The sequence below is a fragment of the Ruegeria sp. BJ3 genome (assembly GCF_056535665.1).
In genome coordinates, this window is the sequence record NZ_JBQFIT010000002.1 from 339,288 (window position 1) to 362,011 (window position 22,724).

The window sequence follows — 22,724 nt, forward strand, 5'->3', positions numbered from 1 at the left end:
AGGTTTTTAGAATGCCCATTGCAAAAAGGCCAAGACTGCTCGCCGTATTCCAAGTATCGCTTTTTGCGACTGTTCTGGCGATTGGCTGCAGCCCTGGCACGCTGCTGGCCGAGAACGCGAACCGGTCCTTTTCGGCACAACTGCCGGATGGCTCCCAAAGAGCATTTCCCAGCGCTGAAGGGCATGGCGCCGCCGCCAAAGGTGGGCGCGGCGGGCGCGCGATTTATGTCACGAACACCGAAGAATACGGGCCCGGCTCCTTACGTGCATGCATCGACGCCAAAGGCCCTCGAACCTGCATTTTTCGGGTCAGCGGAACGATTACACTGGAAAAGGCGTCTCTGATCGCAAACAGTCCTTTTCTGACCATCGCCGGAGAAACCGCTCCGGGCGGTGGGATTGCGATCCGAAACGGCCCACGTCAATTGCGCCCATCACTGGAAATCCGAACGCACGATGTCATCGTGCGCCATGTTCGGTTCCGGCCCGGACCGCACGACGTAGAATCCTGCTGTTCAGGGGCCATTGGCGTCTACACCAAAGCCGCGCGTGACGTGATCTTCGACCACATTTCGACCAGTTGGGGCAGCGACGAGACGATTGACTCAGAAAACGCCGAACGGCTGACCTTTCAGTGGAGCATCATCAGCGAGCCCCTCTTGCATGGCGGACCAGGCAAAAGCAACCGGGCCCGCAACATGCTGCTGACAAAGGGCGGCAACTTCAGCATCCATCACAACCTGTTCTCTCATGGGATGTTCAGAAACCCGCAAATCGCGCCCCAGACCCCGGGGACCACGACCGAAATCGTAAACAACCTGATGTACTCACCGATCTGGCAATATGTCGTTTCGCTGGACAATCGCTGGACCGAGCTGGACGCCAATATCATTGGCAACCTGAAGCTGTCCGGTGAAAGCATCGATTCCAATCTATTGGTGCACCTGTTCGACGGCTTCAAGAACGGCTACCGATTGTACCTTCGGGACAATCTTGATGAAGACAACCGCAACAGCCTGGACCTTCCCGAGGAACTGGTCCTTGCCCCAGAACATCGTGTCTATGTCGTTGATGAGCCGGTCACCCCGCCTTTGGTCCAGGCCGATCCGGTCTCGACAGTGTTCGAAACGGTCCTGCAAAACGCTGGAGCGACACGCCCATCTCGCGACGCGGTGGATCAGAGGGTTGTTCAGGAGGTCCGTGACCGATCCGGCAAAATCCTAAAGAAGAACCCTGAAAAGGTCGGCGGTTGGCCCGAGCTTGAAAGCGCCCTGCCCTATGCAGACAGCGATGTTGACGGGATGTCTGATGAATGGGAAACGCAATGGGACCTGAATCCCACGGACCCGATGGACGCAACCGCGGATTCGGACGAAGATGGCTGGACCAACCTCGAGGAGTTCCTGCACGAATTGGCTGGCGACGGGACCGGGATGGGACAAAGCAACCCGTGACGTGAAAAGCTAGCGGCGCCGGTACCGATCGGACGCAGCCAACAGCCCCAATGCCACGATCCACGGGATCAGCATACCGCGCTGGTAAACATGGGTGTAGTTCATGGACAGCGCCGCAAAGGTCAGCGTGACCGTCACCACGGTCGCGCGCCCGTACACCCTGTTCGGCACATTATGCCGGGCCATTACGGCGTAGACGATGGCGGACCCCAAAACGAAGCACAATCCCAGCAAGGCTAGAATACCCCCTTCGTTGGCCAGCAACAGGTACAGGTTGTGAACGGGAATGCCTTGACTGCTCAGTTCGCGATACTGTCCCGCGCCCATACCGACCAGAAAGTAATCCGGCAGAAACTGCCAGGCCTCGATCATGAGATCCGCGCGGTCCTCGAATGTACCCGCGTGACTCAGGTCCCCCTCGAGCAGAGGTGACAATACCCGGTTGCGGAACGTCGGCGGAAAGATGAACTCAGCCCATTGGATACTGATCCAAGCCATCGTCGTCACAGCTGTTCCCCAGATCATCAGCACGCGCTGATTTCCAACCAGCAGCAGGAACAAAGCACCGCAGATGACCGCACCAGCAAGGCTGGAATTCGAACTTGCGTAGATCAAAGTGATGGCAAGCAGCCCGAAGAGGGCCAAGAATGGCAGTTTTCTTAGCGCACCCGTCAGCCCAAGATACCACAATACCGGGAACCAAAGCACGATCAGTCCAGCCAACCCGTTTGGATTATCCACCAGTCCCGCCACGCGGTAATTGCCGCTGACCAGCATGAAATACCGGGATTCGCCACCGGAATAGCCCACGCCATAGGCGATCATCCCGACAAGACAGTTCAAGGCAATCGAGATCACGCCGACCTTTGCAAGAGTAACAGCCTCTTCATATGGGCGACCCAGGATCGCCAGAGGCAGAAGAACAAACGAAAAGAAATACTGCACGATGACCACGAAGGCCGACACCGGATCGCCGTGCGCGATAGAGCCGATCGACAGTCCCGCCACCATCATCAGCATGCCGATGAACCAGACCGAAGACGCGGATTGCAACGGAAACAGCGGCAGGCTGCGGTTGCACCGCAGGATCACGGCAACCGTCAAAAACATGTCGCTGGCCGTGAACAGAACCGCCGGATGGCGAAAGGCAGTGAACGTGCTGAACAGCAACGCAGTCATCAGACACGCGAATTCGATCTGCTCCAAAATCGGCTTAGGCCGGCTGATACTGTTGACTGGCGCCATATTCTACAATCCAAACGGCGGTGGGTTACCTGGCCCGCAGACTGGTACCCGGAATACAAGGGTAACACCCAAGATACCTTCAAAAAACATGTTTCCGGCTCCCATCGCCCGGCTGCCGGACCGGGTCATGCCGCTCCCGGCAGCAATTGGCCCCTCAACGTCATTTCCAGACCCGTTGCAATGTCCACGACCGGCGCATAGCCGAATGCAGCCCGGGCTGCGTTCGAGGACAGATCGAACCTCGTGAATGGCGGACTGTCTCCGGATCGGGTTTCGATCATACCCTGGCCACCTGCGACGGACATGACCTCCTGCGCCAAATCCGCCAAGGAAACCGGATCTCCGCCGGAGATATTGAATACACCGCAAGCTGCGGCCTGGGCCGATTGCAAAATCGCCCGGCTCAGGTCATGCGCATGCACGAAATCAATGCTGTTCTTTGGACCGGTTACTGTGATGTTTTGCCCCGCGGCCGCATCATTCAGCATCCGCACAAGAAACTTGTCATCAGGCAGCCCATGACCATAGAGCGCCGAAGGTCTGAGCACGGTCACTCGCGCTCCAGAAGTCTGGGCAAGCTCAGCCAGCCCCGCTTCGGCCAGACGCTTGGTTGTAGCGTAATCACCGCCAAGCGGCCCCGGGGCGGTTTCCGCACTTTCGTCGATTCCGCGGGCATGAGGATCGCGATATACCGACCCGCTGGACACAAAGATGAAGTGCACGTCACGATCTGCCGCCCAACGCGCCGCATTCAACGTGGCTCGGACATTGCTGTCAAACAGCACCTGCCAAGCCGAGCCGTCACCCGCAGGCCCGGCAAGATCAATCCGGGCCGCGCAGTGCACGAATACATCCGCACCTTGCACCAGTTGATCCAGCCTGTCATGGGCGATCGCGTCCTGCAGATCCCAGTCCGACCGGTCGATCCGCGCAACAGGAATGTCACGTCGGCTTAGCCAGGCCACAAGATGGCGACCCAGCAAGCCGGTCGCCCCTGTCAGGGCAACTTTCATGACGTCCCGCCATAGAGGCTGAACTGGGCCGGGATCTGAGGTTCCGACTGTCCGGCCTGATCCAATGTATCTGTCATTGAACGCGGAACGACCAGCTCACTCCAATACCGCAGAACCATGCTGTCCCAAGCGATTTCTGGCTCATAGGCAAGGCCGCGGTCGGTCTTGAGGTAAAATTCGACCGGGTTGAAACCCAGTTGAGCACAGAACGGTGTAGTACCAGAGAACCGGGCATTGATTTCGAACACCTTGGGTACTCCGTCGTCGCCAAGGCGCAGCTGAAAATTGCAGGCCCCTTCGACGTCCAGCTTGCGCGCGATAGCTGTGACATAGTCTTCGATCACCGGATTCCGCTCGGGAATGGCCCGATATGTATCGCCCGACCGAAGCACTCGACGCAGTGCCAGAACCGGCGACAGACTCCCCTTCGCCCCGACGATCGTGCACGTGAACTCGCGCGCGTCATCGCCGATCAGCTCCTGTACGATGGTTGCCGCCGGATCACCGGGGTAGTTGGCCAGCTCGTCCCGAGAATTCACCCGTTCGACCCCGATGGACCGAAACCCGACCGCCGGTTTGGCAATGACCGGGTAGATCAGATCATCCATTTCCAAGGCCTCGGCCATGGGCCACGTGCGCGGATAGGGCAGCCCGTTATTCGCCAAAAAAGCCGAGGTCAGTCCCTTGTCATCGGCAATACGCACCGTCTCTGGACTGTTGACCACGACCTTTGTCCCGAACTGTTCCGCGATGCGATCCCGGTTTTCGGCACACAATGCCAGTTCGATATCCGTACCGGGGAAATAGTAATCCACGGACTCTGCCTGAAATATCCGTGCCAGTGAGTCGAGGTATCCCGGCGAGCGGCACCCTTCGACCAGAAAGGCTTTGTCGCAGGCATAAAGGCCGGCGGATAGGGCAGACATGTCGGCTCCAAGAATACGCAGCGGCGGATCAGAAATCAGCCTGAGCGACTTGATGATGCCCTGGCCCACTCCGCCACCCGCACCTGTAACCAAAACCGTGATCAATTCATTTCTCCATGAATGAAATAAGCCGTTCCTTTGTCCCCTGACTGAGGTCAGTGGCCTGAATATCCGCGCGGATCTGTTCCAGATCAAAGCTGATCGACGGGATGTCGATTCTCACCCGGTCGCCATCCAGCTCAAGGGTCAGATAAGACAGGCCCGTGCCCCGCCCCTGCCCGACCGCTCCGGGGTTCAGCAGCAGCACTGACCCTTTCGGAATCCTTATCCATTTGCGTTGATCCGCAGGTGTTGGTCTTCCGGCTTCGTCGATCATGACGGCAAAGGCCCGGTGCGAATGCCCAAAGACCCCGACCGTTTTTCCCATTTGTCGCAAGACCGCTGCGGCTGGTGCCCATTGATCCGGTTTCGAGACATAGGACCAGTCCCCATAATCGTAAGGGTTGGCATGTGAGAACAGGATCGGCCCCATGCTATGGCGGTCGGCCCAGGGGTATCGGTCGGCCAACGGTGGGTCGCCCCGGACCTCACCATGCGTCCACTCGACGGACTCCAACACAAATCCTGCAATGTTGTCGTAGAGAGACGGGTTACCTTTATCCAGATCGAAATAGAACTGATCGTGGTTGCCGCGAATGAACACGCAGTTTTGGCGAGCCATCAGTTGGTCGGTCAGTTCCAACACCTGCCGAGGGCGCACACCATATGTCAACAGATCGCCCAACATTACGACGACATCCGGCGCAAAAGCTTCGGCCTTTTGGATCGCGGTCGCATACGCCGTGGCGTTTCCATGTATGTCGGACAGTACCGCGATCTTCAGCGTACTCATGACCACTCTCCGCCGACCATGTCCGGCAATCCAAATCAAGCGCCGGCCCTGGTTCCAACCACTGCGAACACAGGCGCTCTGAAACACCCTTTAACAAATCAACTGCACAGCCCGGCCGAACCGTTCGACGGTGCAAACTTTCTGGGATGATACCGGCTGAGAACCGTGCCGCAACTCCCTTTGTCCAACCCAGGTCGCGCTGGAACAGTTCGGGTCCGGCCAATCAAGCCAAAGCAAACAATAGCTCAGGGAAATACTAACTGTCGCCTGATCGGACGAAATAAGAAAGGCCGGGCTCATTCGCCCGGCCTTCTGTGGTCAGCCAATGATCGCGTTCAGTGTCGCACTGGGACGCATCACAGCGGCAGTTTTGGCGCGATCGCCATGGTAATAGCCGCCCAAATCAGCAGGCTTGCCTTGAGCGGCCAGCAGTTCGGACAGGATCTGCTCTTCCTTTTCCGCCAGTTCTTTGGCGATCGGTGCAAAATGCGCCGCCAGTTCAGCATCATCCGACTGCGCGGCCAGTGCCTCAGCCCAGTAGCGGGCGAACCAATAGTGGCTGTCGCGGTTGTCCGGCTCGCCAACCTTGCGGCTGGGCGAGCGGTCGTGGTCCAGGATGCCCTGCGTTGCGGCCTCGGCCGCAGCGCCCAGAACGGCGGCCTTGGCGTTTCCGCGGCTGTCGGCCAGGAAATTCAGCGATTCACCCAACGCGCAGAATTCGCCCATCGAGTCCCAACGCAGGTGGTTTTCCTCGACCAGCTGCTGAACGTGCTTGGGCGCCGAGCCACCTGCACCGGTTTCGAACAGGCCGCCGCCATTCATCAGCTTGACGATCGACAGCATCTTGGCCGAGGTGCCCAGCTCGAGGATCGGGAACAGGTCGGTCAGATAGTCGCGCAGCACGTTGCCGGTGATGGCGATGCTGTCCTTGCCGGCGGTGATGGTTTCCAGCGACTTGCGGGTCGCCTCACGCGGCGCCAGGATCAGGAACTTGTCGGCTACGCCCGCTGCCTCAAGCGCCGGCTTGACGTATTTGATCAGCTCGGCGTCATGGGCGCGGTTCGCATCCAGCCAGAAGATCGCCTCGGAGCCGGTCAGACGCTGACGGTCCATCGCCAGTTGGATCCAGTTTTCAATCGGGGCTTTTTTGGCGGTGCAGGCACGCCAGATGTCACCCTTTTCGACCTCATGCGAATGCAGGACCTCGCCATTGGCCAGAACGACGCGGATCGTGCCGTCGGCGGGCGCCTCAAATGTGGTCGGGTGGCTGCCGTATTCCTCGGCCTTCTGGGCCATCAGGCCCACGTTGGCCACCGAACCGGCGGTCGCCGGGTTCAGCGCACCGTTGGCTTTGAAGAAATTGATGGTCTCGTCATAGACCGGCGCATAGCAGCGGTCGGGGATCACGCAGTTGGTGTCGCCCTTCTTGCCGCTCTCGTCCCAGCCCTTGCCGCCCGCGCGGATCACGGCCGGCATCGAGGCGTCGATGATCACGTCCGACGGCACATGCAGGTTGGTGATGCCCTTGTCGCTGTCGACCATGTACATCGAGGGACGGTCTGCCTTGACCGCTTCGATCGCGGCCATGATCTCGGCATCTTCCTTGACGCGGTTCAGCAGATCGCCCAAGCCGGAGTTCGGGTTGACGCCCAGCTGTGCCATGCGGTCGCCGAATTTTTCGAACACCGGCGCCAGCCACGACTTTACGGCGTAGCCGAAAATGATCGGGTCACTGACCTTCATCATCGTCGCCTTCATGTGCAGCGAGAACATCGTGCCGTCTTTCTTGGTGTCCTCGATCGCGGCATCCAGAAACTCCGACAGCGCCTTGATTGACATGAAGGTAGCGTCCGCAACGGTGCCCTCTTCCAGCGTCCAGCCGTCTTTCAGGACGGTAGCACCACCATCCTTGCCCACGAATTCGATCCGCGCATCACCGGCCTGATCCGCAGTGATGGTGGCCGATTTCTCGTTGGCATAAAAATCATTGCCCGGCATCGACGACACCTTGGTCTTGCTGTCGGCCGACCATTCGCCCATCGAATGCGGGTGCTGCTGGGCATAGCGCTTGACCGCCTTGGCGGCGCGGCGGTCGCTGTTGCCCTCGCGCAGAACCGGGTTCACGGCCGAGCCCTTGATCGCGTCATAGCGGGCGCGGATCTCTTTTTCGGCGTCGGTCTTGGGGTCCTCGGGATAGTTGGGGATGTCGTAGCCCTGCCCCTGCAGTTCCTTGATGGCAGCGACCAGCTGCGGCACCGAGGCCGAGATGTTGGGCAGCTTGATCACGTTGGCCTCGGGGGTCTTCACCAACTCGCCCAAGGCGGCCAGATCGTCGGGCTGACGTTGCTCTTCGGTCAGGTTTTCGGGGAAGGCCGCGATGATGCGCCCGGCCAGCGAAATGTCTTTGGTACCAACGCTGACGCCCGCGGCCGCGGCGAATTTGCGGATGATGGGCAGGAACGAGGCACTGGCCAGCTCCGGCGCTTCGTCTACGATGGTATACAATATGTCGAAGTTCGATTTTTCTGCCATGTTCCCTTACCTTTTTTAAGCCTTTCAGGGGCGTGCGAGCCGAGAGTTGTGCCGCGTGCAGCGCGGCGTGCGAGGAGCATGAATGCTGTTCCGCTCCGGGGTGACTCTGATTTGACAGGGCCTCCCTTAAATCACCCGAGGCCCGGGATCAATCGCATCTGAACGCGCATTTTGACCCAGTTTGCGCAAAACCGCGCATATGCCCGTATTTTCAGCCCGCCGACGATACGCGACGCCTTTCCCTTGGCGCGGGCGCTGGCTAAGACGGTCCTCCAACCCGAGATCAAGGAGGCCCCGTTGGACCGCATCGCCCGCACCATCGCCACGGAAATCAATGCCCGCCCCGAACAGGTGGACGCGGCGGTCAAACTGCTGGACGAAGGCGCCACCGTGCCCTTCGTGGCGCGCTACCGCAAAGAGGTGACGGGCGGGCTGGACGACAGCCAGCTGCGAACCCTGTCCGACCGGCTGGCCTATCTGCGCGAGCTTGAGGCACGGCGCGAGACGATCCTGAACTCGATCAAGGATCAAGGGAAGCTGACCGACGATCTGGCCAGATCCATTGCCCGCGCCGAAACCAAGGCGCAGCTGGAAGACATCTACTTGCCCTACAAACCCAAGCGTCGCACCAAGGCGATGATCGCGCGGGAAAACGGGCTGGAGCCGCTGGCCGACGCGATCCTGGCCGACCGCAGCGCCGACCCCGAGGGTCTGGCCCAGGCCTATGTGACCGAGGCCGTGCCCACCACCAAGGACGCGCTGAATGGCGCGCGCGACATCATCACCGAGCGTCTGACCGAAAACGCCGCCCTTCTGGGCGAGCTGCGCAGCTTTATGCAGGCCGAGGCGCTGCTGACCTCGAAGGTGATCGAGGGCAAGGAACAGGAAGGCGCCAAGTTCAGCGACTATTTCGACCATGCCGAGACCTGGGCCAAGGTGCCATCGCACCGGGCGCTGGCGATGCTGCGCGCGTCGAAAGAGGGGATCGTGACGCTGGACATTGCCCCCGACCCCGAAACCGGCGCCGCCCGGGCCGAGGCGATCGTGGCGGCGCATCTGCAGACGCGTGGCGACGGCCCGGGAGACGCCTGGCTGCGCAAGGTCGCGGGCTGGACTTGGCGGGTAAAGCTGTCGCTGTCGATGATGGTCGAGCTGATGGCCGATCTGCGTAGCCGCGCGCAGGAGGAGGCCATTCTGGTTTTTGCACGCAATCTCAAGGACTTGCTGTTTTCCGCCCCGGCGGGCCCCCGCCCCACCCTGGGGTTGGACCCGGGCATCCGCACCGGCGTCAAGGCCGCGGTGGTGGACGCGACGGGCAAGCTGGTGGCGACCGCCACGCTGTATCCGTTCCAACCTAAGAACGATCTGCGCGGCGCACAGGCCACCATTCTGAACCTCATCGCCACCCACAAGGTCGAACTGATCGCCATCGGCAACGGCACCGCCAGCCGCGAGACCGAGCGGCTGGTGGCCGACACGCTGAAACTGCTGCCCAAGGGGGTGCAGGCGCCCACCAAGGTCGTGGTGTCCGAGGCCGGGGCCTCGGTTTATTCGGCCTCGGAACTGGCCGCGCGCGAGTTTCCCGATCTGGATGTCTCGCTACGTGGCGCGGTGTCGATCGCCCGCCGCCTGCAGGACCCGCTGGCCGAGCTGGTCAAGATCGAACCCAAGAGCATTGGCGTCGGCCAATATCAGCATGACGTCGATCAACACCGGCTGAGCCAGTCTCTGGAAGCGGTGATCGAAGACGTGGTGAACGCCGTTGGCGTCGATCTGAACACCGCCTCGGCGCCGCTGCTGGCCCATGTCTCGGGCCTGGGTCCCGGTCTGGCCGAAGCCATCGTGACGCATCGCGACCTCAATGGCGCGTTCCGATCGCGGCAGGATCTGCTGAAGGTTGCGCGCCTCGGCCCCCGCGCCTTTGAACAATGCGCGGGCTTTTTGCGCATCCGCGACGGGGATGAGCCCTTGGACGCCTCGGCTGTCCACCCCGAGGCCTATGACGTGGCCCGCCGCATCGTGCAGGCCTGCGGCCGCGACATCCGTCAGATCATGGGAAATGACGGTGCGCTGCGTGGTCTGCGCGCCGAACAGTTCGTGGATGACCGGTTCGGTCTGCCGACGGTGCGCGACATCTTTGCCGAGTTGGAAAAACCCGGCCGCGACCCGCGCCCCAGCTTCGTGACCGCCAGCTTCAAGGAGGGCGTCGAAGAGATCACCGACCTCAAACCCGGCATGGTGCTGGAAGGCACCGTGACCAACGTCGCTGCCTTTGGCGCCTTTGTCGATATCGGCGTGCATCAGGACGGTCTGGTGCATGTTAGCCAGTTGGCCGATCGGTTCGTGAAAGACCCGCACGAGGTGGTCAAGGCCGGACAGGTTGTTCGAGTTCGTGTGGTTGAAGTCGACGTGCCGCGCAAGCGGATCGGGCTGAGCATGCGCAAGGATGGCGCTGCCTCCGACCGGCGAGATCGCGACGTCAAAGGCCAGAGCGCGCGCGGAAAGAATACAGGCACACCGAAATCACAACGCGCTAAATATCCCCATAATGCGCAGCACAGTGCGATTGGGGATGCGCTGCGAAATGCATTGAAAAATCAATAAGCCCCCTGCCCCGCCTGAACTTCAGGCGGGGGTTTCCGTCTGGAACGCATCGGGCTCCAACTCCTCCCAAAAGGCAAAAATGGCATTGGCGTTCAAACCTGATCGCCATCCGTGTTGCCGGAAGTTCTCTCGGTCTAGCTCGTCCGACAGAGTCGACATGAACAAGCGTTTGTCGGCATCCCGTTGAGTGGGGTTTCGCCGCGAAACCAGGTCTTCGACTATGGCCAGCTTGCGGGCACGCTCGGCGCGCTCCGCCACGCGCGCGGCATAAGCTTGATCTTCGCGCGCTTTCTCTTCCTCCCGCTGCTTGGCTGCGGCCAGCGCCTCGGGACTAGGCGGCTTCACGGTCTCTGCCGCGGGAGCCTTGTAGTCATCGCGCAGGGCGACCGAAAGATATCCCAGCGTTGATTTCACGTCCCCCTGCCCGGCTACATAGTCCAGCTTCTGCTGAACGTAATCCTCACCATGCTCAGAGATCCACTGCCGCGCCAGCCGATCGGACACCCCTTGTTTGCGCAAGGTTTTGTAGACCGCCAGGTTGCGCACCCCATCGCCGTCGTCGATCTCGAACATTGCCTTCTGCGGGTTCGCCTTGATCAGGAACCGAATGTCGGTGACGCTTCGGCCCTTCTTGCGGAACTCGGGCTCGATCAGAATATCCGAGCTTTTGTTCACCTCGGCCACAGCGGGTTTGATGATCTTGGCATTCAGGTGTTTGAAGCTCGTGTAATAGTCACTGCCGTCCACACCCATCAACTTGCGGAACACCTCGAGCGCCCACCACCCGGTCGACCCGGTACGGACGAAACGATAACAATTTTCATACAAGGCCAGCCCGTGCCCCGAGCTGAAATTGCGCTGGATATGCACATTGATCAACGCATAGATCTTCGGATCGTACAGCTTCTGCGCCAAGGCCGGGGAATAGGCGTATTCGCAGATCCCGCCTTTGAGCTTGGCGAAACTCAGCAACGACGACACGCCCCACTCTTGCCGACCTTTTTCATCGAGCATGTCCCATTCGGCCACTGTCTCGGCAAGAGCTCTCAGGCTGGCGCGCAGTGTGTCGAAGTCGTTCGAGTTGTAGCCTACCATCATCGCCAGGGTGCGAGCATCGATCGTATGGGTCTGCGCGGTGGTCAGAGAGTCGTAGGCATTGAGAAGCAACACATTGGACAGCTTGCGCTGCAACAGCGTCAGCTTGCCGCTGATATGGATCGCGGCCACATTCTTTTTCACCGTTTCCCGACGCAAAGCGCCTGAGAGGTGATCCATGTCCAGTTGTGTATCCGGCATGATTCTGCCCGGCTGCTCGTTTCCCAAGTTTGTGACACAAAAGGTACCCGTGGATCAACTGAATTTGGGTCCCCATATGCAGGACGGAGTGAATCCCGTAGACAGGTACCTATCCGAATCGGCGACCCGGTTATCCACAGAAGTGGGGGGCAATTGGTTCCAACTTGGAGTCGTGTCCCGCGTGGGCGGCGGTCATCGCAATCGGATTAGACCCTAAATAGTCCTCGATAGAGCCCAACCGCGAATCGGTGCCCTTATCCCCGGATTCGGGAACCTTTGATCCTGTACGCAGGTGCCTTTGATCCCGAAGCCAGGAACCCTAAGTCCTGTATTCAGGTGCCGAAGCTTACGTAACTATATGTTTTATATAAGTTTTCTGTATGCAAAGAATCTAAATTCCTTAAAGAAAATAAACTTTTTGGTGTGCACCTCTTCATGAATTAATGCAGGTTTCGTCGCGAAACCGAGCTCTTAGGCATTCTTCTGTGGAAAACTGCTCTTTCGAGGATAGCGCAGAAAGAAAATGTTCGGTACATTTCCAGATATACGCCGGAAAGGCGAACATTATTCGAGGCATCGACAGTGACAAAATCTAAACAACCTGCTCTACCGCCGTATTTCAATCTGGATCCGGCCAAGGCTGCATCAAAGTTACCCGATCCTATCGGGACATCACGATTCGCAAAAGCTGCAACCTTCTGTGCCAAAGGGCGCGAAGATCTGGCGCGCCGCGGGTATGCGCCCGATGGCGAAAAGCGCCTCCGCCGGTTTTCGATATGGGAGATTACCAAGTATCTGATCCCAGTGGCTCCGGCCCACCTTCGCCGTGTCCTCAAGGCGAATCCTGACCTTCCGCAAGGCGAAGGCGAAGCGGGATCGAAATGGTTCACGCTCGAAGAAGTTCTGACCTTGAGGCACCATTTCGCTGCTGAAGGTGTAAGCACCAAGGAATACCTGCCTTACCGACCGGAAAACTTGCCGGCAAAAGTTGTTGCCGTTGCCAATTTCAAAGGTGGAGTGGGCAAGACGTCGACTGCTGCTCATCTGGCAATGTCAGCTGCGTTGGACGGTTATAAAGTGCTGGTGATTGATCTTGATAGCCAGGGATCCATGACGTCCATCCTGGGTGGTCGCGTCGCGGATGAATGGCAGACGGTCTTCCCCTTGATCGCAAAAGACTATGCGCGCGCGGTCCAGGAAGAGAACAGGGTCCGCGCCGCTGCCGGTCAACCCGAAATTCCGTTGGACGAAACTCTGCAAGAGGCATTGAGGACCCAACCGCAGGATGCCATTCAGAAGACCCACTGGCCCAACATTGATCTCATTGGCGCTCAACTGAACCTCTATTGGGCCGAATTTCAGATCCCGGTCTGGCGGATGGGCCTTCGCAGCTGGCCGCTGTGGGACGGGCTCACCAACTTCTTGCAGGACGAGGCCGTATTGAATGATTACGACATCGTGTTCCTCGATACTCCTCCTGCACTTGGGTACCTAACGATCAATGCGCTGGCCGCAGCGGACATTTTGCTGGTGCCGCTCGGAGCCTCATTCCTCGAGTTTGACTCCACCGGGCGCTTCTTCGACATGCTCTACACCACGTTCGCCAGCATCGAGGATGGCGAGAACGCGGCACAAAGGGCGGCTGGGTTGCCCGAACTGAAGTTCGAGTGGGATGTCGTGCGCGCGATCATCACCCGGTTCGACGCCAGCCAGCAGACGGACATGGCCAACGTGATACAGGCGTATTTCGGTGACTTCATGAACGCCTATCGGCAGGATTACACCGCCTTGGTCGGTCAGGCCGGAGAACAGGTGAACGGAATCTATGAAGCGGACTACCGTGACTTTAACCGCGACACCTATGTCCGAGGGCGAGAGACCTTCGATCGGACCTACGCGGAATTCAAAGAAGTACTGATCGGGTGTTGGTGGCGCGACGCCCAGATGGGAGGACAGGCAGATGGCTAAACGCAGAAGACTGACGGCGCCGGATGCGGCGGAACTTGAACAACTCGAGGCTGGTTTCGCCGCGAAACCCTCGATCAGCCCGTTCGAGGCCAACCCGACAACTCCGCCAATCGCGCAGGTCGCGGCCGAGGCCGCAACGCTGAATGGCATGGCAGCAGTGACCGACCGCGCAACCCTTGCAAAAGACCAAGGCGACGCTGCGCGTTGGCGGGATGCCCAAGACGCCGGTCTGGTTGCAGAGATGTTACCCATCGACCAGATCGACGCCGATTTCTTGCGGCGCGACCGCATGGTCGATGACGAAGAGGCAATGTCCGAGCTGCTGGAATCTCTGCGCTCCAATGGGCTGCGGACGCCGATCGAGGTGACCAAAACCGAGGATGGCTATGGCCTGATTTCGGGCTATCGCCGGTTGGACGCCTTCCGCCGCTTGGCTGGCGGTGACCCGAAATTCGCCCAAATTCCTGCGTTCGTGCGCCAGGCTGGCGCAGGGCAGGGCGCCTATGTTTCGATGGTCGAGGAGAACGAACTTCGATCAAACCTCAGCCCGTATGAACGTGGGCGCATCGCAGTCCTCGCCGTGGGGCAGGGTGTCTTCCCGTCAACCGAAGCCGCCGTGGATGTTCTGTTCGCCGCAGCCTCCAAGGCCAAAAGGTCCAAGGTCCGCAGCTTTGCGGTGGTTCACGAAGCCTTGGGCGACTTACTGCAGTACCCGGTTGCGTTGTCGGAAAAGGCGGGTCTCAGGATTGCCGCGGCTATTCGGGATGGCGCGCAGACCAAGCTGAGGGAGGCCTTGTCTCGGGGTGAGGCGACGGACCCGAAATCGGAATTGGCCGTGATAGAGGCTGCGTTGAAGGAAGCGCCCGCACCGACTCAGGAAAAGCCGCGTGGGGGCCGCCCGAAACAGATTCAACGGCTGCCAATTCAGACGCTGCCCGGAGGCGGAGAGTTGCGAGCAGAGGTATCGGCGGGCGAATTGCGGATTCATCTTCGCGGTCGGACTCTGAGCGTTGACGAAGCCGCGCTGTTGTTGGACCGGCTGGCCGAGCATTTGGGCTGAGGATTATTAACCATTGGTTTGGCCTGTGCTTCCACCGGCCAAACCTTCCTGTAAACAGGTACCTTTCCGCTACTTTCCTTGTAGTGTGCAAAAGGGCATAATTATGATCATTATGACGGGCGCTAGTTTTGTTTCCAATAAGCCGGCGTTAAGCCCTTTTGACGCCAAACTGCCTCCGCTATGAATAGCGGAAAGGCAGACTGAAACTCGGATAGTGTGAACGTCGGCTGGGCCAACTCCGGCTGGATGTGTTCTTGATTGAATCCCGTTTGGCCCGCAGGTGCATTTCGCCAGCCAGTAGACGCAAATTCCGACTTGGGATAGGTTCTTGTTGGGGCAACAATGCGGGCGTTCTGCTTTGCATTGGCAATTAATACGCAACGCGCTGACTATAAGGGCCGGCATACGGTCGGACATATTTTAGCTTCGTCAGAAACCAGGTCCCTCTGACCGACGCCGATTGAACAAAAGGCAAAACACATTGAAGTAATTTCGACCGAGGACTGAAGATGGTTGACATCAGGGCGTGGTTGGAGAGGTATTCCCTTGAGAAATACCATGATGTGTTCGCCTCGAACGCGATCGAATTGGATGTTCTTGCCACCCTCACTGAAAATGACCTGGTCGAGCTTGGACTGAACCTCGGGGATCGGAAACGTATGATGCGGGCGATCGAGGCGCTTCGCTCGGATCAAGGTGGCGTATCACATGCCGAGAATGCTCTCACGTCATCGAAAACTGGGCCTCACGCGCCTCAACCCACAGCATTGGAAGGTGTTCCCGAGCGCCGGTATCTGACTTTGGTCTTTGTCGATCTCGTTGGATCGACTGAATTGTCCAGTCATCTGGATCTTGAGGAGTACCGCTCCGTTCTGCACGACTATCAAGCCCTTTGTTTTGATGTCGTGACCCGACACCAGGGGCACATTGCCCAATTCATCGGAGATGGAGTGGTTGCTTATTTCGGTTACCCGACAGTCGAAGAGAACGATGCGGAAAGGGCCGTTGCCGCCGGACTGGAAATCTGTGGCTCCATTGGTCGTATCAAACACGGCAAGGGTGAGGTCATCGGGGTTCGGGTCGGGATTTCTTCCGGGGAAGCCGTGGTCGACAATCACTCGACTTTGGGAGGTCTGGTGGTCGGTGAGGTTCCGAATTTGGCGGCCCGTATCCAGGAACTGGCTGACCCTGGGACGGTCGCCATCAGCGAGCACACCAAACTGCTGATCGGCAGTAACTTTCGTTGCGAGTGGAAGGGGAAACAAAGCCTCAAGGGGTTTGAGAACCCGATCGGCATCTGGAAAGTTCTGAGTGCGGAAGAGCCGATGCTGCGGTTTCAGGCGCGTCCCGGGGTTCAAAGCTCGCCCTTCGTCAACCGGGTTGATGAGATCGCGACGATCAAGACGCATTGGAAGGCCGCACTGAACGGGGCAGGGCAGGCGGTTATGGTTTCCGGTGAGGCCGGCATCGGAAAATCGCGTCTTGTCGAAGAAGCGACCCGCGGATTCGAAGAGAAACAATATCTGCGGCTTGGGTTCCAATGCTCTCCCAACCACGAGCGAAGTGCCCATTTCCCGGTGCTCAGCTGGATCAGCCACATGGCCGATTTCCGCAGAACTGACTCCGACCAGCGGAAGCTACGCAAACTCAGGCAACTGTTTCAGGAGTGGTCGGAGGTTCCGGAAGACTACCTTCCTCTGTTTGCCTATGCCATGTCCTTGCCGGTGGAGGCCGAGGAAGACCTGCTGAAACTGCCCTTTGACCGGCTCAAGCAACAGTTTCAGGATGCCATGGTGCAGACCGTTGCTGCGCTGGCGCGGCATCGACCGGTTCTGTTGCTGTTTGAAGACCTGCATTGGATCGATCCCTCGACTGAGGAAATCATCGCTTTGTTGATCGAGCGCTTCAGGTCCATGCCCGTCATGATCATGTGCACGTTCCGCCCGTCCTACCATCCACCGTGGGAAGGCCTGGATGGAGTGGTCCCACTGACTATTTCCCGCCTTGACCGGGACCACGTCCACCAGATGCTGGATGCGCTTTTGCAGTCCAAACAAGTGACACAGACCATGAAGGACCGGATCGCGAACAGGACGGATGGCGTCCCTCTGTTTGCGGAAGAGATGGCACGAATGATCCAGGACGGGTTCTTTGACCAGACCGACGCGTCAGCAATGCAGATGCAACAGGCACTGCCATCAACGCTCAAGGAACTCTTCTGGGCCATGTTTGACCGGCTGAGCACAGCGCGCGATATCGTGCCGGTCTGCGCCGCGATTGATCGCAACATCCTGCCTGCGATGGTCAGTTCGGTCAGCGGTCATTCGTGCGAGGCAACTCTGCGCATGTTGGACGAGTTGGTCGAGGCGCAAATATTGGTGCGCCGCGGGGTGAATATGGGAGGCGCCTATGCGTTCCGCCACGCTTTGATACGGGACGCGGCCTATGACCTGATGTTGCCCAGTCGGGCGCGGGCGGTGCACAGCCGGATTGCCGAGGTCCTCGACACTTCGTTCAGTGACCTGGTGGGTCAGAACCCGGAATTGCTGGCGCAGCATTATGCCCGCGCGGACATGCCCAAACAGGCCCGGGACGCGTGGCGCCGGGCGGCAGTCATCTCGGGCGAGCGATTTGCCAACGAAGAGACCATCCACCATCTTGATGAAGCCTTGACGGAGAACGACAAAATCGCCCCAAGCCCCGAACGGGATCGAGAAGAGATTTCGCTGCGCAAGATGCTGAACGTGGCCCTCAGTACCAGGGCGTTCGGGTCGAAAGAGGTTTTGGCCAATCTGGATCGGTTCCGCCACCTGCTTGACCGTTCTTCCGCCAGTGTGACGGATGCGTTTCTGGCCGTGCATGTGCAGTTCGGTGCTCAGTTGACCCTGGGCGACCCGATGGGCGCGTTGGCTTTGTGTGATTACCTGGAGGAGGTCGCACGGCGCGCGGAAAACCCGACGATGGAGGCGCTCGCGGCGCACAATATCGGCATGAGCAACTTCATGCTTGGGCGTCTCGAGGTCGCAATCTCTGCTTTCGATCGTGCGATTGTGTTGCGCGGGGCAACCGGCCCGGACGATCTGCTGAATTATCACGAGGCAGACATATACTTGGTTGATCAGGCGATGCGGTGCTGGGCAATGGCGCTGCAAAGCGGAGACGGCGGAACGTTTCGCGCCGAGCTGGCGGAACTGGCTGGGCGGATCGGTCGTGAACCACACGATTTCACCCGGTGCTACGGGCTGAACATCCTGGCGACCATCTATCAGATTTTGGGCGACACGGGTGCATTGCTGGATATGGTCAACCAGGCTCTCGAAATCAGTGGGCAACGGGAGTTCCACTACTGGGATGCCTGGGGCCGCATCCTGCACGGCTGGGCGCAGGCATCAGAAGGCCACCATGCCGAGGGGATCGCCGAGATCGCGGCCGGGATCGACGCCTATGTTGAAACAGGTTCAACTCAGATCGTTCTCTACGCTCAGACATTGCTCGCAGACGCGCACTTGATGGCTGGAGAGATTGCCGAGGGCTTGAAGGTGATCGAACTTGTGCGAGCGGGTGAGAAATCCTGGAGTGTCCGGTATCAGCTCCCGTTCACCGACCGGGTCGAGGCGGCCTTGCGCAATGCGCAGTCCGAAGTCGCAATGAAGTGAACCACCCGGTTCGACGCAGTTTTTACACCAGGTTTTTGGTCTGGACATAACTTCAGCCGAACTGCCGAAAGGTGCGATTATTGAAACATATACGAAAATTTGATAGTGTTTGATGGCATTGTTTCGATTTTTAGATCAAAAAACTGGGGATAATCATGTTCAGACTTAAGGCTTTAGGCGTTTCAATTCTTGGCGCAGCGATGGCGCTTGCAATCCACGGACCAGCAAAGGCACAGGAGATTTTGTCCGAAGACGGAACCGTAAAATTTGAAGATGGGATACCGCAGTACTCCGGCGGCACCGAGTTGTTTACCTTTCAGTATCATCAAATCGTCGATGAAAATGATCCTGAGAACCTGCTGTTTTCAGCTGACCGTCAGTTGGTTTCCTTGGATCCCGTTGAACTTTTCCGCGAATACGGAGATTCCACGCGGGTTTTGGAGGCCCCCGGAATGTCGGCGCTTATGGCGCAGTCCCTGGAGGGTGGTTTTGCGTCGTCCTTTTCGGACATGGTTCTGACGGAACTTGCGGTGCTGCAGAAAAATTGTGTCGTCAACGGTGCTCCGATCCAAAGTGCCACCATCAAGCCGGTTTACAGCGTTCTAAGGCTTCACACGAACCCGATTAGAACAAACGCCGTGCTGAACATTTTTTCGTACAAGTTGCTGGAATGCAGTGAAGACGGAGTTGATATTTCCATCCCGCTCAAGCGCCGGTGGGTCATCTCGATTGGTTCCGGGTTGGAACAGGGGCCGATCGACAAGACAATCGGTGGGGTCCAGATGACCTACAAGATGTTCGCGCAGGGTAAATCGATCAAGCTGATGGCTTATTACTCCAATCTGACACTGCATGGCGAAAGATGGGGACCGAATATGCGTCTAATCTCCGGGTTTGACCAACTCGGCAATGTCGACCCCAGAAACAAGTACTACACTCCGAAGGCCGCAAGTTGCCTTGATATCGACTTCAAGAACAAGCCGCCGAATGACGTTGACGTTTGGTCCGTTGCGCCCAGTGACATGAGGTTCTGCGCCCGTGGGTGCATCCCCGGAGATGTCAGCGCCACCAAGTAAGGCTGCTTCTGTTCAGGTTTGACCAAACGCAGACCCCGCGCCTGTTTGCCAAGACAGGTCGATCGGGATGCCGCCACGTGGATACCAGTGCCTTCCAATCCGCAACCACCGCTGCGTCGGAAACCTGACCCGGCGCCGGGCAATGGAAACGGTGCAGTTCTCTTGGAAGGAGCCGTGGTTTCGGAACGATCCCAGAAACAGTTTCAGCGACTTCGACCTGACAAGCCAGCCCTCCGAATTCAATCGATCACCAGATGACCAAAGTCAGCCTGTCCCTTCATCGGGCAGAGCGAAGTGAATTCGGGCGCGGTGAACCTCACGCACTATTCGAAATCGGCTTGTGGAATCTGAACCCTTGTTTTGCAACTCGTTTACGCTGCAACCGGGATGCGCAGTGTTTAACGGTGGGCAAGCTACTGCCAAGCCGATCTGTTTCGTGGTCTCTGAGTTTCCTGCCGAGTTTTACGCATTTCGGGGTGGCCGGCGGGTCAGCGCATGACAAAAGGATCAGGAATAGGGTCGTCGCTGGTGCGCAACCAAACGGACTTGATTTTGGTGTAGTCCAATGCAGCCTGCAGCCCGCCCTCGCGCCCATGCCCCGACAATCCATGCCCCCCAAACGGAGCGATCGGACTGACTGCGCGGTAGGTGTTGACCCAGACAATGCCGGCTCGGATTGACCGAACCACCCGATGGGCCCGCGTGAGGTTTTGCGTGAACACGCCCGAGGCCAGGCCAAACCGGGTATCGTTTGCGATCGCGATGGCCTCATCTTCTGTTTCGAAGGAAACGACCGACAGGACAGGGCCGAAGAATTCGTGCGTCATGCAATCAGCATCGCGCGCCCGACTGCAATCCAGAATGGTCGGTGGAAAGTAGAATCCCGCGCGATCAAGTGGCTGGCCGCCAGTGATCAATTGCGCGCCTTGGGCCTGCGACCGGGTGACAAGTTCAGCGGCCCATTTCTGCTGTCGCTGCGTGCACAGGGGCCCGACTTCGGTCGCCATATCATCCGGTGCGCCAATCACCACCGCTTCGGCCTTTTGCCGCAGACGGTCCAGAACCGCGTTCTTGATCGATGCCTGAACCACAAGCCGCGAACCGGCAACGCAGCTTTGACCCGACGCCGCAAAAATCCCGGAGACCTGAGCGTTGACCGCACTGTCCAGATCCGCATCCTCGAACACGATGAACGGCGACTTTCCACCCAACTCCAAAGAGGTCGACGCCAGGTTCTCTGCCGAGTTTCGCACGATATGCCGAGCCGTTTCCGGCCCGCCGGTAAAGGCGACATGGGCAACTCTTTCGTGCCGGGTCAAGGCAGCGCCGACATCGGGCCCGCCCGTCAGGACATTCAGAACGCCTTCGGGAAACCCGGCCTTGTGAAAAATCCGCGCGAATTCCAGCATTGGGGCAGGGGCCTCTTCCGAGGCCTTCAGCACCACTGTGCAACCGGCCGCTAGGGCCGGGCCGATCTTGACCGCCGACAGGAACAATTGTGAGTTCCAGGGCACGATCGCCGCGACAACCCCCACGGGTTCTCGCCGCAGCCAAACTTCCATATCTGGCTTGTCGATGGGCAAATGGGCGCCTTCGATCTTGTCCGCGAGGCCCGCGTAGTAACGATAGTAATCCGCGACATAGGCAATCTGCGCCGAGGTTTCGCGGATGATTTTTCCAGTGTCGCGGGTTTCCAGCTCGGCCAGTCTCGGTGCGTTTTCAGCAATCAGATCTGCCAACCGGTATAGCAGCTTGCCCCGCGCGGTTGCGGTCAGTGACGCCCATTCCGGGGATCTGAAAGCCTGGTCCGCTGCCATCACGGCCTGGTCCACATCAGCTGGGCTGGCGGCGGGCATCTGCGCCCAAGCCTCACCTGTGGATGGGTCGACACTTTCGAACCAGGTGTCGCCATCGCGGAAAGTGCCGCCGATATAGTTCTGAAACCGTTGCATCCCGAATTCCCCTATTGAAAGGCCGGCATCACATCCTTGATGAAACGCTCCAACGAGGCCTTTTTGCGTTCAAACGGCATGCTGGAGTCGATCCAGAATGAATACTCGTCATACCCCAGTTCCTCGCTTCTCCGAAGCCGGTCGATCACGGTATCGGCTGTTCCGATGACAAGGTCGCGCTCCATGTTCTGGGGCGAATAGAACGGATGCTCGGCGATATCGGCATCACTCAGCGGGGCAATCAGCCCCTGGGTAACGTCACGCTTGTTCATGAACCATGCGCCGAAATAGCAGTAGAACCGGTTCAACTCGATGGCGGCCTGTTTTACGTCGTTCTGATCTTCGGCCACGTAAGTGTGGCGCAGCAACATGATCTTGGGGCGCGGCATGTCAGGAAACTTTGCGCAGGCGGCATTGAACTTGGCCATCAGGTCGATGACCTCGTCGTCGCCGTTCCACAATGGCGTGACCTGTACGTTGCACCCTGAGCTTACGGCGAATTCGTGGCTGTTGGGGTCGCGTGCGGCCACCCAGATGGGCGGCCCACCAGGTTGCAGGGGCAGGGGCGACGAGGTGGTCTTGGGAAATTGGTGGAATTCGCCGTCATGGGCGTAATCTCCCTGCCAGAGCTGTTTCACGGCAGGGATGAGTTCGCGCATGCGCTGCCCGGCTTCCCACGCATCCATGCCAGGCATCATGCGTTCGTATTCGTAACTGTAGGCACCGCGGGCAATGCCCAGATCCAGCCGTCCGTCGGCTATGATGTCCGTCATCGCGGCCTCACCGGCCAAACGGATCGGATGCCAGAACGGCGCGATCACGGTGCCGGTGCCCAGCCGGACATTCCGGGTGTGCCGAGCCACGTCAATCAGGCTGAGAAACGGGTTGGGTGCGATTGTAAAATTCATCCCGTGGTGTTCGCCCGTCCAGACGGCATGCATCCCGCCGTCGTCGGCGATTTTGCACAGTTGGATGAACTCGTCATACAACTGCTTCTGGTCCTGCTCTGGCGAAATCCGCTCCATATGCGCAAACAGCGAGAACTTCATT

Annotated in this window: 14 protein-coding genes and 1 pseudogene; 6 read left to right on the forward strand and 9 right to left on the reverse strand. The window is 58.8% G+C overall.

Going from position 1 to position 22,724, the window contains the following annotated elements; translation table 11 throughout:
• Positions 1 to 11: 11 nt before the first annotated feature.
• Complete coding sequence (locus tag ACR3EL_RS18925; protein WP_217354954.1) at positions 12 to 1,454, forward strand: hypothetical protein; 1,443 nt, start codon at positions 12 to 14, stop codon at positions 1,452 to 1,454.
• Positions 1,455 to 1,463: 9 nt separating this feature from the next.
• On the opposite strand, the gene ACR3EL_RS18930 is transcribed toward ACR3EL_RS18925, so the two are convergent.
• The 5 genes from ACR3EL_RS18930 to ACR3EL_RS18950 form a co-directional block, all read right to left on the reverse strand.
• On the reverse strand, positions 1,464 to 2,699 hold the full coding sequence (locus tag ACR3EL_RS18930) for an O-antigen ligase family protein (RefSeq protein ID WP_170341705.1): 1,236 nt from the start codon (positions 2,697 to 2,699) through the stop codon (positions 1,464 to 1,466).
• Between the two features lie 125 nt (positions 2,700 to 2,824).
• A complete protein-coding gene (locus tag ACR3EL_RS18935) occupies positions 2,825 to 3,712 on the reverse strand; it encodes an NAD-dependent epimerase/dehydratase family protein (RefSeq protein ID WP_170341707.1) in 888 nt (295 codons plus the stop codon).
• A complete protein-coding gene (locus ACR3EL_RS18940) occupies positions 3,709 to 4,743 on the reverse strand; it encodes an ATP-grasp domain-containing protein (RefSeq protein ID WP_170341709.1) in 1,035 nt (344 codons plus the stop codon). The genes ACR3EL_RS18935 and ACR3EL_RS18940 overlap by 4 nt, the downstream gene beginning before the upstream one ends.
• Position 4,744: 1 nt before the next feature.
• Entirely contained in the window at positions 4,745 to 5,530 is a 786-nt protein-coding gene (locus ACR3EL_RS18945; RefSeq protein WP_170341711.1) for a metallophosphoesterase family protein, read from the reverse strand.
• 318 nt (positions 5,531 to 5,848) lie between these two features.
• Positions 5,849 to 8,062: an NADP-dependent isocitrate dehydrogenase gene (locus ACR3EL_RS18950; protein ID WP_170341713.1), complete on the reverse strand. Its 2,214-nt coding sequence runs from the start codon at positions 8,060 to 8,062 to the stop codon at positions 5,849 to 5,851.
• Between the two features lie 297 nt (positions 8,063 to 8,359).
• On the opposite strand from ACR3EL_RS18950, the gene ACR3EL_RS18955 reads away from it, so the two are divergent.
• The gene (locus ACR3EL_RS18955; protein WP_170341714.1) at positions 8,360 to 10,666 is read left to right on the forward strand and encodes a Tex family protein; all 2,307 of its coding nucleotides are present in this window, start codon (positions 8,360 to 8,362) and stop codon (positions 10,664 to 10,666) included.
• A gap of 21 nt (positions 10,667 to 10,687) precedes the next feature.
• On the opposite strand, the gene ACR3EL_RS18960 is transcribed toward ACR3EL_RS18955, so the two are convergent.
• Complete coding sequence (locus ACR3EL_RS18960) at positions 10,688 to 11,962, reverse strand: replication initiation protein (RefSeq protein ID WP_170341716.1); 1,275 nt, start codon at positions 11,960 to 11,962, stop codon at positions 10,688 to 10,690.
• A 582-nt stretch (positions 11,963 to 12,544) separates the two neighbouring features.
• On the opposite strand from ACR3EL_RS18960, the gene ACR3EL_RS18965 reads away from it, so the two are divergent.
• The 4 genes from ACR3EL_RS18965 (at position 12,545) to ACR3EL_RS18980 (ending at position 19,722) form a co-directional block, all read left to right on the forward strand.
• Positions 12,545 to 13,930, forward strand: coding sequence for an AAA family ATPase (locus ACR3EL_RS18965; RefSeq protein WP_170341718.1), 1,386 nt, complete (start codon positions 12,545 to 12,547; stop codon positions 13,928 to 13,930).
• Positions 13,923 to 14,990, forward strand: a complete 1,068-nt coding sequence (locus ACR3EL_RS18970; protein ID WP_170369514.1) for a ParB/RepB/Spo0J family partition protein — start codon at positions 13,923 to 13,925, stop codon at positions 14,988 to 14,990. The genes ACR3EL_RS18965 and ACR3EL_RS18970 overlap by 8 nt, the downstream gene beginning before the upstream one ends.
• Positions 14,991 to 15,499: 509 nt before the next feature.
• Positions 15,500 to 18,646 carry an adenylate/guanylate cyclase domain-containing protein gene (locus tag ACR3EL_RS18975; RefSeq protein WP_480722627.1) on the forward strand — a complete coding sequence of 1,049 codons (3,147 nt, stop codon included), beginning with the start codon at positions 15,500 to 15,502 and terminating at the stop codon, positions 18,644 to 18,646.
• Between the two features lie 155 nt (positions 18,647 to 18,801).
• Positions 18,802 to 19,722 carry a hypothetical protein gene (locus ACR3EL_RS18980; protein ID WP_170341725.1) on the forward strand — a complete coding sequence of 307 codons (921 nt, stop codon included), beginning with the start codon at positions 18,802 to 18,804 and terminating at the stop codon, positions 19,720 to 19,722.
• A 12-nt stretch (positions 19,723 to 19,734) separates the two neighbouring features.
• Here ACR3EL_RS18980 and queF read toward each other — a convergent pair.
• The 3 genes and pseudogenes from queF to ACR3EL_RS18995 all read right to left on the reverse strand — a co-directional run.
• Positions 19,735 to 20,042 (reverse strand): annotated as a pseudogene (gene queF, locus ACR3EL_RS18985) (preQ(1) synthase); the annotation flags it as partial.
• A 168-nt stretch (positions 20,043 to 20,210) separates the two neighbouring features.
• Positions 20,211 to 21,674: an aldehyde dehydrogenase gene (locus ACR3EL_RS18990; RefSeq protein WP_170341727.1), complete on the reverse strand. Its 1,464-nt coding sequence runs from the start codon at positions 21,672 to 21,674 to the stop codon at positions 20,211 to 20,213.
• Between the two features lie 11 nt (positions 21,675 to 21,685).
• Positions 21,686 to 22,723: an LLM class flavin-dependent oxidoreductase gene (locus tag ACR3EL_RS18995; protein WP_170341728.1), complete on the reverse strand. Its 1,038-nt coding sequence runs from the start codon at positions 22,721 to 22,723 to the stop codon at positions 21,686 to 21,688.
• Position 22,724: the final 1 nt, after the last annotated feature.